Raw genomic sequence first — 15,734 nt, forward strand, 5'->3', positions numbered from 1 at the left:
GGGTGGATGACGGATGCGGGCGAGCCGGAGGACACCACCGCGGACACCGCTCCCGAGCACGGCGTCGGGCCCTGGGAGGGCCCGTGGCCCGACGAGGCGCACCTCGATCCCCACCTGCTCGCCACGGGGGATCGCCGCAACGTGATCGATCGCTACCGCTACTGGCGGATGGAGGCCATCGTCGCCGATCTCGACGCGCATCGGCACGGCTTCCACGTGGCGATCGAGAACTGGCAGCACGACATGAACATCGGCTCGATCGTCCGCAGCGCCAACGCCTTCGCCGCCGCGGAAGTGCACATCATCGGTCGCCGCCGCTGGAACAAGCGCGGCGCCATGGTCACCGATCGCTATCAGCACGTGCGCCATCACGACGACGTCGCAGCGTTCGCGGAATGGGCGGCGGCCGAGCATCTCCCCGTCATCGCCGTCGACAACGTGCCCGGCTCCGTCCCCGTGCAGGATGCGGAGCTCCCCGAGCGCTGCGTGCTCGTGTTCGGTCAGGAGGGGCCGGGGCTCTCGCCGGAGGCGGTGGCGGCCGCATCCGGGGTCGTCGAGATCTCGCAGTACGGGTCGACGCGCTCGATCAACGCCGCAGCTGCCGCCGCTGTCGTGATGTACGAGTGGTGTCGTCGCTGGGCGCGCTGAGGCGCATACGCTCCCGCAACATCGTGTGACGTGGACTGTTCCTCCCGAACCCCGGAGGACACATGCCGCACACGCGCATCTCACCGGCCCGCCTCGCCGCCGCCGTCGCGGCCGTCGCGGGCGTGGCACTGCTGACCCTCGCTCCCTGGGCCATCGTCCATCCGCTGCGGGGACGCGTCGTCTGGCTGCTGCAGGATCTCGCCGAGCCCGTCCTGATGTGGCTTCCGGGCGGGCCGGATCAGGTGCTCAACACCCTGTTGTTCATCCCCGTGGGCGCGACCCTCGCGCTGCTGCTGCCCCGCCGGGCGTGGCCCGTCGGGATCATCGCCGGATTCGCGCTGTCGGCGCTCGTGGAGATCGCGCAGGAGGCGATCCCCGGCCGTGTGCCGGATCCCGGCGACGTGCTGTGGAACACCTGCGGGGGCGCGATCGGTGTGATCGTGGTGACGCTCGTCCGCGCGGCCGGAGCGGCTCAGCGCGGCAGGTGAACCGTGATCTGCAGCCCGCCGGTGGGTCGCGCCGCCACGGCCAGCGTCGCCCCGTGCGCGCGCACGATCGAGGCGACGATCGCGAGTCCCAGACCCGCCCCGGAACGGCCGTGTGCCCCGCGGGTGCGGCCGGCGCCGCGTACGAAGGGCTCGGTGAGGGTCGCGGCGACCTCGGGGGTCAGCTGCTCGCCGCCGTTCTCGACGATCAGCGTGCCCTCGCGCACGCGCACCAGCATCCATCCGTCGTCGACGTTGTGCACGACGGCGTTGCGCAGGAGGTTGGCGGCGAGTCTCAGCAGGAGTGCCTCATCGGCGGTGACGACGGACGCCCGAAGGTCGGTGTCGACGCGGATGCGGGCGGCGTCCGCATCCGGGCGGACATCCGCGAGCGCCGTCTCGACGACCGCCGCCAGGTCCACCCGCTGCAGGGCGAGGGGCGTGCCGCGGCCCACCCGCGCGAGCGCGAGCAGCGCCTCCGTCGCCTCGATCGCACGGTCGTTCGTCGCGCCGATGCGGGCGAGAGTCGTGTCGATGTCGCGTCCGGCGGGATCCGCCTGCGCCACCTCGACGAGCGTGCGGATGACGGCGTGCGGGGTGCGCAGTTCGTGTGACGCGTTCGCGGCGAACCGGCGCTCCTCGTCGAGGGTGCGCTCGATACGGTCGAGCATCGCGTCAAGGGTGTCGGCGAGCTCGGTCAGCTCGTCGCGGCGTCCGGGCAGCGCGACTCGGTGGTCGAGGCGGCCGTCGCGCACGAGAGCGACCGCATCCGTCATGCGCTTGAGCGGACGCAGCACGATCCCGGCGAGGATCCAGCCGCCGACGAGGCCGAACAGCACGAGCGCGATGATCGCCCAGACGGCGTACCGCGTGAAGACCTCGAGCAGGTCGGCGCGGTTCGGCGCCCAGTCACCGTCCATGCCGAACAGGGCGCCCTGGGGCACGAAGCGCAGCACGAGAAGCCCGACGGCCACCAATGCGCCGCCGGCGACGATGAGGAAGCCCGCGTAGCTGAGCGCGAGCTTCAGGCGCATCGAGACCCCGACGCCGCGGGGCGTCACGGCAGCATCCGGTAACCGACGCCGGGCACCGTCTCGATGACCCACGGTTCGCCCAGACGCTTGCGCAGCGTGGAGATCGTGATCCGCACGGCGTTCGTGAACGGGTCCGCGTTCTCGTCCCACGCCCGCTCCAGCAGGTCCTCCGCGCTGACGACACCGCCCTCGGCGCTCATCAGCACGTCGAGCACCGCGAACTGCTTGCGGGTGAGGGCGACGTAGCGTCCGTCGCGGAACACCTCGCGCCGGAACCGATCCAACGTCACGCCCGCGCGCTCGGCCGTGGGAGGCGCTCCCGCGGCCGGACGGCGCCCCAGCGCACGCAACCGCAGCACAAGCTCGCGCAGGGCGAACGGTTTGGTGAGGTAATCGTCCGCGCCGCTCGCGAAGCCCGTCTCCTTGTCGTCGAGTCGGTCGGCGGCGGTGAGCATGAGGATGCGCGGAGCCGCGGCTTCGGCCGTGAGACGACGGGCGATCTCGTCGCCGTTGGGTCCGGGGATGTCACGGTCGAGCACGACGACGTCGTAGGCGTTGACCGCGAGCTGCTCGAGCGCCGTGTCGCCGTCGCCGGCGACATCCGCGGCGATCGCCTCGAGACGCAGCCCGTCGCGGATCGCTTCGGCGAGGAACAATTCGTCCTCGACGATCAGCACGCGCATGCGGCGAGTCTAGGTGGGAGCACATATCGCGGACATATCCGATTGTGCTGACGCTGTGATAACACGACGACCCGTGGGATGTGGGCATGCACAGTTCCGTCGCACCCGCATCCGTCATCGCTCCGGCGCGGTCCCACCGGCTCGTGTTCGCCGTCCTCGCTCTGGTGGCCGCGATCCTGCTCGCCGCGCTCGCCGGCGTGTGGTTGCGTGCCGTGCTCACCACGGACGGGTCGTTTGCGCCCGACGAGGCGAGCGGCCTCATCCGGGGCGACCAGACCGTCACCGTCGCCGACGACCACCTGCCCGCCATCGCCGGGCTCGACGCGGGGCTGCGCGATGCGATGCGCGCCGCGACGGCCGACGCGGCGGGTGACGGAGTGGCGCTGCTGATCTCCAGCGGATGGCGCAGTGAGGCCTACCAGCGGTGGCTGCTGGGCGATGCCATCCGTTATTACGGCGACGAGGCGACCGCGCGTCGGTTCGTGGCGACCCCGGAGGCCTCGCAACATGTGACGGGTGACGCCGTCGACATCGGGCCCCTCGAGGCGCAGCTCTGGCTCGGGGAGCACGGCGCCGCGTACGGCCTGTGCCAGACCTACGCCAACGAACGCTGGCACTTCGAGTTGGCGACCACTCCCGGCGGCACCTGCCCCGACATGCGCGCGGATGCCACATCCTGACGTGGGGGGCATGACGGTGCAGGTGCCGCCCGGGTTCGACGCGCCCGCCTGGTGCGCGGGCGCGCTGGCTCCGTTGGGGCGGGATGCCTCGCCGCCGAGCGAGCATCCGATCGCCGAACGAGCACCCGATCCGATGCTCGCTCGATGATCGGATGCTCATTCGGTGAGAATCGCCCGTTGCGAGAGAGGTGTGCATCTGCTCCAGTGAGCCTGGATCTCGCTGACTGGGGGTGAGGTCGGTTCTCACTTCTGGGGGAGTGCGATGGCGAACGAAGCAGGATGGTTTCCCGACCCGACGAACGGGAATCAGTGGCGCTGGTGGGACGGCCGGCAGTGGACGGACCATGTGGCGCCCGCGGCGAGGCCGGCAGCACCGAAGCAGGATGCCGGCAGGTCCTGGCTCGGGGTGCCGGTGTGGGGCTGGGTGCTCATCGCCGCCGCCGTCGTGACGCTGACGGTCTTCGTGCCGTGGCTGGTCGCGCTGGGTGCGCTGAGCATCCTCGTGACCGGGATCGTCGCCGTCTCAGCCGGGACGCCCACGTGGTTGCGGCTGCGCACACGCAGCATGGCCGTCGCTGTGACAGGCGGCGCAGCCGTGCTCGTTCTCGTGACGGGGACGGTGGCGGCGGCCACCGGCGCGGGTCGTTCCGTCGAGGTCAGCACGGTCGGAGCCGCCTCGTCGGCCAGTCCGACGCCCGGGCACACGACGACCCGTGTACCGAGCCCGACTCCCACCCCGGTCACGACGACGCGCGAGGAGACCGTGACGGAGGCCATCCCCTTCGAGCGGACGACGGCGGAGGACCCATCGCTGACCCGTGGCGAGACGAGGGTGTCGGTGGCAGGAGCCGCTGGCGAACTCACCCGCACGTTCCGCGTGACCCTCGTCGACGGTGTCGAAGTGAAGCGCGAGCAGATCGCAGAGACGGTGACGCGCGCCCCGGTCACCGAGGTGACGGTGGTCGGCACGTACGATCCGCCGGCTGCAGCGCCGGCCCCGGCGGCCCCTGCCCCCGCGCAGGGCGACTGCGACCCGAACTACGCGGACGGATGCGTCCCGATCGCCTCCGACGTGGACTGTGCGGGCGGCAGCGGCAACGGGCCCGCATACTTCTCCGGAACGGCGCGGGTCGTCGGATCGGACATCTACGACCTCGACCGTGACGGCGACGGGATCGCCTGCGACTCCTGAGCCCGCATCCCGAGTCCTCGGACGGGCCGGGTGCCCGCATCCGGTCTCGTCGTCTGCGTGTCTCAGTTGTGCAGGCATGCCGCTCTCTTCGCGTGCATGTGTGAGACACGCAGTGGTGGGTCGGACGTGCGTGTCTCACTTGTGCACGGATAGGCCCGCGCGAGGGTGGACGTCTGAGACACGCAGGGCACCGGAGCCCGGGCGACGCAGGGCACCGAAGCCCGGGCGAGGTAGGGCTCCGGTGCCCGGGCGACGCACGGCGCCGCTGCGGGGATGCCGGAACACCCGCAGCGCGGGCTCAGGCGGGGATGCGCATCCAGGCGCCGGTGCGCACGCGCCAGCCGAGGGTGAACGCGCGCGCCAGCATGTAGACCCCGAAGAACGCGACGGCGAGCCAGGCCAGGCCCGCAGCTCCCGCCGCGCCGACCCACAGCACCACGAGCAGCGCGGGCACGAACGGCACCAGGTTGGCGAGTCCCGCGAGGGCGAGGTACTTGCCGTCACCGGCGCCGATGAGCACGCCGTCGAGCACGAACACGACGCCGCAGAGCGGCTGCGCGATGGCGAGCACGATCAGCGCGGGCTGCACGAGCGCGGCGATGGCCGCATCCGAGGTGAAGACGAGACCGATCACGCCCGAGAAGCCGCCGATCAGCGCCCCGACGATCACGCCGAACCACACGCCCCAGGCGACCGTGCGGCCGAGTACGCGGCGTACGAAGGCGGGGTCGTCCTCGCCGAGCCCGCGGCCCACGAGGGCCTGCGCCGCGATCGCGAGTGCGTCCAGGGCGAATGCTGCGGTTGAGAAGATCGTGAACGCCACCTGCCAGCCGGCGAGCTCGGGGGTGCCGAGCGCCGTCGCCACGGCGACCGTCGCCAGGAGGGCTGCGCGCAACGAGACGGTGCGCACGAACATCCAGCCGCCGCTGCGCGCGGCGCCCGACACGCTGTCGCGCCGCGGACGGATGGATGCGTCGTGCCGCCGCGCCAGGCGTCCCACCACCAGCGCGTACACGGCCACCATGCCCCACTGCGCCACGACCGTTCCGACCGCGGAGCCGGCGATGCCCCACCCGAACCCGTAGATGAACAGCCAGTTCAGCCCCGCGTTCGCCGTGAAGCCGGCGCCCGCGATCCAGAGCGGTGTCACGGTGTCCTGCATCCCCCGCAGCAGACCCGTCGCCGCGAACACGATCAGCATCGCCGGCAGACCCCACATCGAGATGCCCAGGTAGGCCTCCGCCTCCGCCGCGACGTCGGCGGCGGGCGCGAACAGACCCACCAGCGTGGGGGTCGTGAGGTATCCGGCCACGGCGAGGATGAAGCCGAGGCCCAGGGCCAGCCACATCCCGTCGATTCCCGCCGTCACCGCCGAGCCGTGCTGCCCCGCACCGAAGCGCCGCGCCACCGCGGGGGTCGTCGAATAGGCGAGGAACACCATGAGCCCGACGATCGTCTGCAGCACGGCCGATGCGATGCCGAGGCCTGCGAGCGGCACGACGCCGAGGTGACCGATCATCGCGGCGTCGATGATGAGGAACAGCGGCTCCGCGATGAGCGCACCGAGCGCCGGCACCGCGAGGTTCAGGATCTGTCGATTGAGTGTCGCCGCCACCCCTCGACCCTATTGACCCGCACCGACGCGCCGCATCCGCTCTCCTCTTCCTCCCGCGAGACTGCATCCTCCGCACGAGATCACTGTCATCACCCGTGATCTCGTGCTCGAAATGCCGTCTCGCGGGGTCTACGGGAGGGATGCGGCGGCACGTCGCGGCGGCTGGAGCCGTCACTCAGCGGCGCGGCATATCCTGTGCGCATGACCGACTCCCCCCGTTCCGGTCTCGCGCTCGACGAGCTGAGCAACGAGATCCGCCCGCAGGACGACCTGTTCCGCTACGTCAACGGCGAATGGATCGCCCGGACCGAGATCCCCGAGGACAAGGCGCGCTGGGGCTCGTTCCACCTTCTCGCCGAGCAGGCGGAGAAGGACGTCCGTGCCATCATCCTCGAGTCGCAGGATGCGGAGCCGGGAACCGAGGCGCGCAAGATCGGCGACCTGTACACGAGCTTCATGGACACCGAGCGCATCGCCGAGCGCGGCACCGAGCCGCTCGCCGATCAGCTGGCGCGTGTGGATGCGGTCGGCGATGTCGCCTCGCTCCTCCGGCTCGTGGGGGAGCTGGAGCGCGACGGCGTCGGCGGCATCGTCGAGCTGTACGTCGAGCCCGATCCCGGCAACCCGCAGCGCTACCTGCCCTTCTTCATCCAGGGCGGTCTGTCGATGCCGGACGAGAGCTACTACCGCCTCGACTCCTTCGAGGAGACCCGTCAGGCCCTGCGCCAGCACATCGAGCGCATCCTGACGCTCGCCGACGTCGCGGATGCGGCGGACGCCGCGGAACGCGTGGTGGCGCTGGAGACCGAGCTGGCGTCGCACCACTGGGACAACGTCCGCAGCCGCGACGCCGTGGCGACCTACAACCTCAAGACGTGGGACGAGGTCGTCGCGCTGGCCGGCGTGGACCTCGCGCCTTGGCTCGAGGGCGTCGCCCCGCACCATCCGGATGCGTTCGCCGAGATCGTCGTCTCGCAGCCGAGCTTCATCGAGGCGCTCGGGACGGTGCTCACCGAGCAGCGCCTCGACGACTGGAAGGCGTGGCTGCGCTTCAAGATCGTGCACGCCGCCGCCGCGTTCCTGCCCGAGTCCTTCGTCGACGAGAACTTCTCGTTCTACGGCACCCAGCTCACCGGCGTCCCGGTCAACCGCGAGCGCTGGAAGCGCGCCGTCGGCCTGGTCGAGGCGGCGCTGGGCGAGGTCGTCGGCAAGGTCTACGTCGAGCGGCACTTCCCCCCGGCGGCCAAGACCGCGATGGACGAGCTGGTCGCCAACCTCATCGAGGCGTACCGACGGTCGATCTCACAGCTGGAGTGGATGAGCCCCGAGACCCGCGAGCGGGCGCTCGCCAAACTCGACGCCTTCACGCCGAAGATCGGCTACCCGGTGAAGTGGAAGGACTACTCGGGTCTCGAGCTCGACCCCGCCGACCTCGTCGGCAACGTCCGCCGGGCGCACGTGCACGAGCACGATCGCCAGCTGGGCAAGGTCGGTCAGCCGATCGACCGCGACGAGTGGTACATGACGCCGCAGACGGTCAACGCCTACTACAACCCGCTCATGAACGAGATCGTGTTCCCTGCTGCGATCCTGCAGTATCCGTTCTTCGACGAGACCCGGGATGCGGCCGCGAACTACGGCGGCATCGGCGCGGTCATCGGTCACGAGATCGGGCACGGGTTCGACGACCAGGGAAGCCGCTTCGACGGCGACGGGTCGCTGCGCGACTGGTGGACGGATGCGGACCGCGAGGCCTTCGAGCAGCGCACGAAGAACCTCATCGCCCAGTACGACGCTCTCGTTCCGCAGGGGCTGCCGGAGGAGAACCACGTCAACGGAGCGCTCACGATCGGTGAGAACATCGGCGATCTCGGCGGTCTCGGCATCGCGATCCGTGCGTACCGGCTGTCGCTGGGGGACGCGGAGGATCCGGTCATCGACGGGATGACCGGCATCCAGCGACTCCTGCTCAGCTGGGCGCAGATCTGGCAGCAGAAGAGCCGTGACGCGGAGGCGGTCCGTCTGCTGACGATCGATCCGCATTCGCCGAACGAGTTCCGCTGCAACCAGATCGTGCGCAACATCGATGCGTTCTACGAGGCGTTCGATGTCACCGAGGGCGACGCGCTGTGGCTCGACGCCGACCAGCGCGTCACCATCTGGTAACTGAGCCGTGACCCGCCGGGCGTAGTCTCGCCCGCATCCCCGATGCCCGAACCGGTAGGAAGGACCTGCGCCGTGCCCAGCTCCCCCGAGGCCTCTCGCGGAACGGAATCGGCGCCGCCCTCGCGGCGGGGAGCGAAGCGCCTTCCGCGTCGCGCCGCCGCGGGACGGCGTTCGTTCACCTCGACCCTGAAGGCTCTGGACGCGCTCGCCGCATCGGGGGCGCAGGTCTCGGTGCGCATCGACGACCTCGACCTCGGTTCGGCGGTGCTCGCCGGCGACGACTTCCGCAGCCTTCCGATCGCGGGGCTCGGGGTGGTGCCCCTCCTCGTGGAGACCGCCGCGCAGTTCGAGGCGGGCACGCTGAACCCGCTGGAGATCATCGACCGGGCGGGCATCGAACCCGTTGCCGTATCGGGTGTCTGGCAGCACCTGAAGGCGCCCGCGCTGCCGCTCATCGATGTGGCGCTGCTCGCGGCGTCGTCGGGCGATGCCCTCGCCGCGAACGCGCTGATGTCGCGGGTGGGGCTTCCCGCGGTGCGCGCTCGCGTCGAGCAGCTCGGGCTCACCCGATCCGCGCTCATGGACAGCTTCCGCGATACGCGCGGCCCCGACGATGCGCCGCACGTGGCGCTGGGTGCGGCCCGCGAGTACGCCCACCTCTTCGCCGAGCTCGTGAACAGCACGGCGGTCAGCGCCGGGGTCAGCGCGCAGGTCGCCGAGTGGCTGAGCCACGGCCATGACCTTTCGCTCGTGGCCGCCGCCACCGGGCTCGATCCGTTCGCGCACGACAACGACGAGCACGGACTGCTGTTCGTCAACAAGACCGGGCGGGCATCCGGCATCCGCACCGAGGCGGGTGTGCTCGCCGGACCCCGTGCCGGCGTGGCCTACGCGCTGTTCGTGTGCTTCGACGACCTCTCCATCGCGCACCGGCTGCGGGTGCACGACGCCTTCCGTGTGCTCGGCGTGGAGCTCATGGAGTACGTGTACTGACCCTCACGCGCGCAGGCGTGCCCGACGTGCGACGAAGGTCGCGAGGATTCCCACGCCCAGCAACCCGAGGCCTCCGAACGCGAAGGGAAGCGGGTCGACGCCGCTGTGGGCGAGTTCGGTGACCCCCGGCGTGGACACGGGCGTCGGCGTGGGGCTGCCCGGCAGCGGAGCGAGGGTCCACTCTGCGGTGAGGGTCAGATCACCCGTGAGAGGCGTCGCGAAGTCGTACGCGGCGCCCGCGGCGCGCCATCCGCTGAAGGTGAAGCCGTCGCGGACGGGATCGGCGGGACGCGTCACGGTGGCTCCCGCATCCAGCACGACCGATTGGGCGCCGATGGCGTCACCGCCGGCGGTGTCGAAGTCGACGGTGGCCACCGCGGTGGTGGGCAGGTCGTTCCACGTCGGCTCGGTGTAGCCCCCCGTGAAGCGGGCCTCGCCGAATCGCCACGGGTACAGGGCAGTGGCCGGCGGCGTGACCGCGATCGTGCCGAAGGTGGTGGGCGGCGGACCGAGCAGCTCGAGGACCGCGAGCGGATTGTCGCCGAAGGGTGCGAAGCCCAGGCTCGTGACGGTGGAGGGCAGCGTCACCCGCTCGAGCTGGTTCTGCGAGAACGCGAAGCTGCCGATGCTGGTGAGTCCCTCGTTGAGCGTGACGCTGCCGATCGGGTTGAGCGCGAACGCCTGATCGCCGACGGTGCGCACGGAGGCGGGGAGCGTCAGCGAGGTGAGGGCGTTGCTCTGGAAGGCCGCGAACCCGATGTCCGTGAGGGAATCGGGCAGGCTCAGCGAGGTCAGTGCCGTACCGCCGGTGCGGTCGAACGCGCTGTCCCCCACGGCGGTGACCGTGTAGGTGACGGCGTCGACCGTGATCTGCCGCGGGATGACGACGGCGGAGGTGGGGCTCGGCTGCCCGGTGACCGTGGCGGTGTCGGCTCCCAGCGCATAGGTCAAGCCGTCGACCTCGGTGTCGGCGGCGGATGCGGAGGGCGCCGCGGAGAGCAGCAGTGCGGCGGCGAGGGCGCCGGCACCCACTCCCTGGAGTGCGCGCTGGAGGCGCCGGGAAGCGGGGCGTCGTGTGTCGGGCATGGCCGGACGCTATCGGCGCGGAGGCCTGAGGACGACGATCGCTGACTCGCCCTCACTTCCGGCGGCCTCGACGGCGACCGCCGCCTCGTGACCACGCGAATCGCGGGATGCGCGCTGCGAGAATGGGGCGGTGAGCGACACCCGACAGGCGCCGACCGTGAGCATCGGACGCAAGCGGTCGCCGGCGCATCAGATCCTCACCCTCTTCGGGGACTACTGGTGGGGGGTGGACGCGCCGATGCCGACCGGTGCGTTGCTGGCCGCGATGGCGGATCTCGGAGTGAAGGCGCCCGCGACGCGGGCGAGCTTGACGCGGCTGACCGACCGTGACCTTCTCATCCTGAGCAAGTCGGGGAGGCGCACGAGTCACGCCCTCACCGATCGCGGCGCGTCGGTGCTGGCCGACGAAGCTCAGTGGCTCCAGCGTTTCGGCCGGGAGGATCCGGCGTGGGACGGTCTGTGGAGCGCCGTGCTCTTCTCGATCCCCGAGAAGGAGCGCCCTCTGCGTCATGCCGCCCGCACCCGGCTGCGCTGGCTGGGGTACGCCCCCCTTTACGACGGCGTGTGGATCTCGCCCTTCGATTCCGTCGACGCTGCGGTGGACGCCCTGGGCCGGCTCGGGGTCGGGCAGGTCTCCACCTTCCGGGGCGTGCTGGCCACAGCGCCGGGCGACAGTCCGACGCGCGCGTGGGACCTGTCCGAGGTGGAGGGGGACTACGCCGAGTTCCTCACGCGGGTCGGCGACGGCGGGCGGGAGCTCGCGCCCGCGGCGGCACTCGAGCGGCGTACCTCGCTCATGCTGGCCTGGCAATCGTTCCGTCATGCGGAACCCGGTCATCCGATGCGCCTCATGCCCGCGGCGTGGCCGCGCGAACGCGCACGCGAGGCCTTCGTCGCCGTGTACGACGCGCTCGGACCTGCGGCGGAGGAACGGATGCGGGAACACGTCGCGGCCATCGAGCCGGCGCTGGCTCGTATGGTCCGCCCGCAGCGGCTTTCCTGAGTGCGCCTTATGTAAAGATTCATTGACGCTCGTAACAATTACTTCTACTCTCATCCCCGAGGGGGCGCAACGAGGCATCCCCATGACGATGACGTCACATCGGAGGATCTTGCATGCTCAGACATCGACGACCTCGCGCGAGGATGCTCGCGTCCGCCGCTGCCGCGATCGGAGTGGTGGCGGCGCTCGCCGTTCCGCTCGGATCGGCCGCCGCCGCGGACGACCTCTCGCTCACCGTGCTCTCCGGTCGCGCGGACACCGTGACAGGAGGCGACGCGCTCATCGCGGTGGACGGCGCGGACGAGGCCACGGTCGTGACCGCGGACGGGCGTGACGTCACCGCCTCCTTCACCGCCGTGAACGGACGTCTCATCGGACTCGTCGAGGATCTGCCCCTGGGGACGAGCGAGGTGACGGCGCGATCGGCCTCGAACTCCGAGACTCTCGAGATCCAGAACCATCCCGCCTACGGCCCGGTCTTCTCCGGTCCCCAGCATCCGATGTACTGCACCGCAGCCGGGGCGCCGTGGAACCTCGGGCCCACGGACGAGAACTGTCACGTCGCAGAGGCGCGCGTCAGCTTCCGTTACCGCACCACGGGCGGAGCCTGGGCCGACTATCCCACCGACGGTTCCACGCCCGGCGACGTCGCCACCGCGACCGTCGAGGGTCGCACCGTCCCCTATGTCGTTCGGCTCGAGCGCGGCACCATCAACCGTGCGGTCTACGAGACGGCGATGCTCGCCGGGCCCGCCGACCCCACGCCCACGTATGCCGCGCGTGCGGCCGGCTGGAACGGAAAGCTCGCCTACACCTTCGGCGGCGCCTGCGGCGTGGGCTATTGGCAGGGCTCGAGCACGGGCGGCGTCGAAAACGACATGCTGCTCTCGCGCGGCTACATCGTCGCCTCGGCGACCTTCAACGTGTTCGCGCAGAACTGCAACGACGTCACGAGCGCGGAGACCGCGATGATGGTCAAGGAACACGTGATCGAGCAGGTGGGGCCCGTCACCTACACGATCGGTTCGGGCGGTTCGGCCGGCACCATGCAGCAACTCCTGCTGGCCAACAACTACCCCGGCATCATCGACGGCGTCATGGGAGACATCGGTTACCCGGACGAGCGCACGACGACCGTCGCCGGACACGACTGCACCAATCTGCTCGGATTCTGGAGCTCGCCGGCCGGGGCCGGATGGACCGACGCGCAGAAGCTCGCCGTCACAGGTCACGCGCAGCTGTTCACCTGCACCGGCTTCACCTGGTTCACCGGTGTCGACAACCCGCGCGCCGGCTGCAACGCCGCCGTTCCGGTCGGCGACCGCTGGTCGGAGGCCAACCCCGACGGACTGCGGTGCACGATCGCCGACATGGTGCAGAACGTCTACGGCGTCGACGACCAGGGTCGCGGGCTGCGCGTCCTCCCGGACAACGTGGGGGTGCAGTACGGTCTGGCCGCTCTCCAGTCGGGCGCGATCTCGCCCGAGCAGTTCGTCACCCTCAACGAGAACGCCGGCGGGATGGATGTGGATGGCACGCGCACCGCGGCGCGGTCCGAGGCGAGCGTCGAGGCCATCGAGCAGGCATACCGCACGGGCCGCATCAACCTCATGACCGGCGGGCTCGCCTACACGCCGGTGATCGAGATGCGTCGCTACACCGATCCGACGGGCGACTTCCACGAGCGGTACCGCTCCGCGATCATCCGTGAGCGGATGCTCGACGCCTACGGCAACGCGGACACCCACGTCAGCTGGACGAGCAAGGACGCGGGGTATGCGAGCGCGATGTACACCGCGGGTCTCGACAAGCTGGAGGAGTGGCTGGACAACATCGTCGCGATGGGCGGCTTCGGCGACCGGGCGCGGACGGTCGCCGCGCGTCCGGCCGGTCTCGGGGACGGGTGCTACACCGATGACGGATTCGTCTCGGAGCAGCTCGACTACGAGAACACGCAGAGCACCTGCAACCAGTTGTTCCCCTACCACTCGGAGCCTCGCTACGTCGCGGGGGAATCCCTCTCCCGCGACGTCCTGAAGTGCCAGCTGGCGGAGCCGGTGCGCGCGGACTATCCCGTCATGTCCGACGGGCAGTGGGAGCGGCTGACCGCCGCCTTCCCCACGGGTGTCTGCGACTGGTCGAAGCCCAGCCAGGGCCGGGTGGACTACGCCGGCGTCTGGCAGAGTTTCGACACGCAGCCGGATGCGGCCCTCGAGCCGCCCGTGATCGCGGGAGAGGCCCGCGTGGGCGCCGAGCTCTCGGTGTCGGCGGAGACCTCGACGCCGGGCGCGACGCTCGACTACCAGTGGTTCGCCGACGGCGTCGCGATCGAGGGCGCCGTGTCGGCCTCGTTCACGCCCGAGGCGGAGCTCGAGGGCGCGGCGCTCACGGTGCGTGTGTCGGTGGTCGCCGAGGGCTACCAGCCTGCATCCCGTGTCTCCGCCGCGACCGCCCCGGTGGCCGCGGCGCCGTCTCCCTCGACCCCGCCGTCGCCGTCGCCGTCGCCGAGCGCGTCGGTGTGGGCGACGGTCGACGTGGGTGATGGTCGATTCGAGCAGGGCGGCACCCTCGTCGCGCGGGTCGCGGGGCTCACGCCGGGTCAGCGCATCGCCGCCGAGATCCGCAGCGAGCCGTATGTGCTGGCGGGGATTCCCGCCGCGGATGCGGAGGGTCGCATCACGATCCGTGCGACGATCCCGGCGAGCATCCCCGCGGGTGCGCACACGCTCGTGATCGCCTCGGGCGATCTCGAACCGCTGCGCGTGCCCATCACGATCGTTCCCGCGGGCGCCTTGGCCGCCACCGGCGGGACGGTTCCGTGGGAGCTTCTCGCTCTGGGCGCGGGGGTCCTGGTGCTCGGCGCCGGCGCCGTCGTGGTCGCGCGACGTCGCGGCGGCCAGACGCGCTCCTGATCGGATGCGGGGAGGTGCTCGACACCTCCCCGCATCCGCTGCGCCGCGATCGACGTCACCGGGGTTAACTCAGGCCGGTCCTCCGCCCGCACGCATGGCCGGGTCGGTAGCATCGCGACGTGAGCACTTCAGCGCCGTTCCGTGCCGACATCGTCGGAAGCTTCCTCCGCCCGCCGGGCCTCGCCGCCGCCCGTCGACGTCACGCGTCGGGCGAGTTGACGGATGCCGAGCTGAGCGCCGTCGAGGACGCGGAGATCGTCGACCTCGTCGACCGTCAGCGCGCCGCGGGCCTGAAGGTCGCCAGCGACGGCGAGTTCCGTCGCTCGTGGTGGCACTTCGACTTCTTCGGGATGCTCGGCGGTGTCGACATCGTGGAGCTCGATCACGGCATCCAGTTCCAGGGCGTGCAGACCAAGCCGCGAGGCATCGAGATCACGGGACCCATCAGGTTCGACGAGTCGCACCCTTTCCTCGCTCATTACCGCTCGCTGGCTGCGATCGCCGAGGGCACCGGTCTGCTGCCGAAGTTCACGATTCCCGCGCCGACCGTGCTCGACTTCCGGCTCGAGCCGGGCCACATCGATGGCGCCGTCTACGACGGACGCGAGGCGATCGTCGACGATCTCGTCGCCGCCTATCGCGACGCGCTGGACGCGTTCTATGCGGCGGGCGCGCGGTACCTGCAGTTCGACGACACCGCGTGGGCCTACCTGTGCTCGGAGGCGGAGCTCGAGAAGGCCCGCGCGCGCGGGATCGACACCGACGGCATCGCCGAGCGCTACGCCGACCTGCTCAACCGCATCCTGGACGACAAGCCCGCCGACCTCACCGTCACCACCCACGTCTGTCGCGGCAACTTCCGCTCCACCTGGATCTCGTCCGGCGGGTACGAGCCGGTCGCCGAGCAGCTGCTCGGCAACACCGCGTACGACGGGTACTTCCTCGAGTACGACTCGGAGCGCGCGGGCGGGTTCGAGCCGCTGCGGTTCCTGCCCGAGGGTGACAAGCGCGTCGTGCTGGGCCTGGTGACCACCAAGACCGGAGAGCTCGAGAGTGCCGACGGCATCCGTCGCCGCATCGACGAGGCCGCAGCCTTCGCCCCGCTCGATCAGCTCGCTCTGAGCCCGCAGTGCGGGTTCGCCTCCACGGAGGAGGGCAACGAGCTCACCGAGGATCAGCAGTGGGCGAAGGTGCGTGCCGTCGTCGACATCGCCGCATCCGTCTGGGGCTGAGCCCG

At 70.8% G+C, this 15,734-nt stretch carries 13 protein-coding genes; 9 read left to right on the top strand and 4 right to left on the bottom strand.

The window, feature by feature from the left end:
- Positions 1-6 precede the first annotated feature (6 nt).
- Positions 7-648, top strand: a complete 642-nt coding sequence (locus EHF32_RS13540; protein WP_137418672.1) for a TrmH family RNA methyltransferase — start codon at positions 7-9, stop codon at positions 646-648.
- A 62-nt stretch (positions 649-710) separates the two neighbouring features.
- A complete protein-coding gene (locus EHF32_RS13545; protein ID WP_137418673.1) occupies positions 711-1,136 on the top strand; it encodes a VanZ family protein in 426 nt (141 codons plus the stop codon).
- On the opposite strand, the gene EHF32_RS13550 is transcribed toward EHF32_RS13545, so the two are convergent.
- Positions 1,121-2,194, bottom strand: coding sequence for a sensor histidine kinase (locus EHF32_RS13550; RefSeq protein ID WP_238343716.1), 1,074 nt, complete (start codon positions 2,192-2,194; stop codon positions 1,121-1,123). The genes EHF32_RS13545 and EHF32_RS13550 overlap by 16 nt on opposite strands.
- The gene (locus EHF32_RS13555) at positions 2,191-2,850 is read right to left on the bottom strand and encodes a response regulator transcription factor (RefSeq protein WP_137418674.1); all 660 of its coding nucleotides are present in this window, start codon (positions 2,848-2,850) and stop codon (positions 2,191-2,193) included. Before EHF32_RS13555 ends, EHF32_RS13550 begins: the two co-directional genes overlap by 4 nt.
- Positions 2,851-2,936: 86 nt before the next feature.
- Between EHF32_RS13555 and EHF32_RS13560 the strand changes: the two genes are divergently transcribed.
- Positions 2,937-3,530 (top strand): M15 family metallopeptidase, encoded by a 594-nt coding sequence (locus EHF32_RS13560; RefSeq protein WP_137418675.1) that lies wholly within the window; start codon positions 2,937-2,939, stop codon positions 3,528-3,530.
- Between the two features lie 262 nt (positions 3,531-3,792).
- On the top strand, positions 3,793-4,722 hold the full coding sequence (locus EHF32_RS13565) for a G5 domain-containing protein (RefSeq protein ID WP_137418676.1): 930 nt from the start codon (positions 3,793-3,795) through the stop codon (positions 4,720-4,722).
- Positions 4,723-5,020: 298 nt separating this feature from the next.
- Here EHF32_RS13565 and EHF32_RS13570 read toward each other — a convergent pair whose 3' ends face one another.
- Positions 5,021-6,337 carry an MATE family efflux transporter gene (locus EHF32_RS13570; protein ID WP_137418677.1) on the bottom strand — a complete coding sequence of 439 codons (1,317 nt, stop codon included), beginning with the start codon at positions 6,335-6,337 and terminating at the stop codon, positions 5,021-5,023.
- A gap of 201 nt (positions 6,338-6,538) precedes the next feature.
- On the opposite strand from EHF32_RS13570, the gene EHF32_RS13575 reads away from it, so the two are divergent.
- Both EHF32_RS13575 and EHF32_RS13580 read left to right on the top strand, forming a co-directional pair.
- Positions 6,539-8,503 (top strand): M13 family metallopeptidase, encoded by a 1,965-nt coding sequence (locus EHF32_RS13575; RefSeq protein WP_137418678.1) that lies wholly within the window; start codon positions 6,539-6,541, stop codon positions 8,501-8,503.
- A 72-nt stretch (positions 8,504-8,575) separates the two neighbouring features.
- Positions 8,576-9,496, top strand: coding sequence for a serine hydrolase (locus EHF32_RS13580; RefSeq protein WP_234073930.1), 921 nt, complete (start codon positions 8,576-8,578; stop codon positions 9,494-9,496).
- 3 nt (positions 9,497-9,499) lie between these two features.
- Here EHF32_RS13580 and EHF32_RS13585 read toward each other — a convergent pair whose 3' ends face one another.
- Positions 9,500-10,582 carry a leucine-rich repeat protein gene (locus EHF32_RS13585; protein WP_137418680.1) on the bottom strand — a complete coding sequence of 361 codons (1,083 nt, stop codon included), beginning with the start codon at positions 10,580-10,582 and terminating at the stop codon, positions 9,500-9,502.
- Between the two features lie 130 nt (positions 10,583-10,712).
- Between EHF32_RS13585 and EHF32_RS13590 the strand changes: the two genes are divergently transcribed.
- The 3 genes from EHF32_RS13590 to EHF32_RS13600 all read left to right on the top strand — a co-directional run bounded on the left by EHF32_RS13590 (position 10,713) and on the right by EHF32_RS13600 (position 15,729).
- Positions 10,713-11,585: a PaaX family transcriptional regulator gene (locus EHF32_RS13590; protein ID WP_137418681.1), complete on the top strand. Its 873-nt coding sequence runs from the start codon at positions 10,713-10,715 to the stop codon at positions 11,583-11,585.
- A gap of 113 nt (positions 11,586-11,698) precedes the next feature.
- Positions 11,699-14,497 (top strand): DUF6351 family protein, encoded by a 2,799-nt coding sequence (locus EHF32_RS15820; RefSeq protein WP_161594120.1) that lies wholly within the window; start codon positions 11,699-11,701, stop codon positions 14,495-14,497.
- 119 nt (positions 14,498-14,616) lie between these two features.
- The gene (locus tag EHF32_RS13600; protein ID WP_137418682.1) at positions 14,617-15,729 is read left to right on the top strand and encodes a 5-methyltetrahydropteroyltriglutamate--homocysteine S-methyltransferase; all 1,113 of its coding nucleotides are present in this window, start codon (positions 14,617-14,619) and stop codon (positions 15,727-15,729) included.
- The last annotated feature ends 5 nt before the right edge of the window (positions 15,730-15,734 follow it).

The sequence above is a fragment of the Microbacterium sp. RG1 genome (genome assembly GCF_005347485.1).
In the GTDB taxonomy this organism is placed as follows: Bacteria; Actinomycetota; Actinomycetes; order Actinomycetales; family Microbacteriaceae; genus Microbacterium; species Microbacterium binotii_A.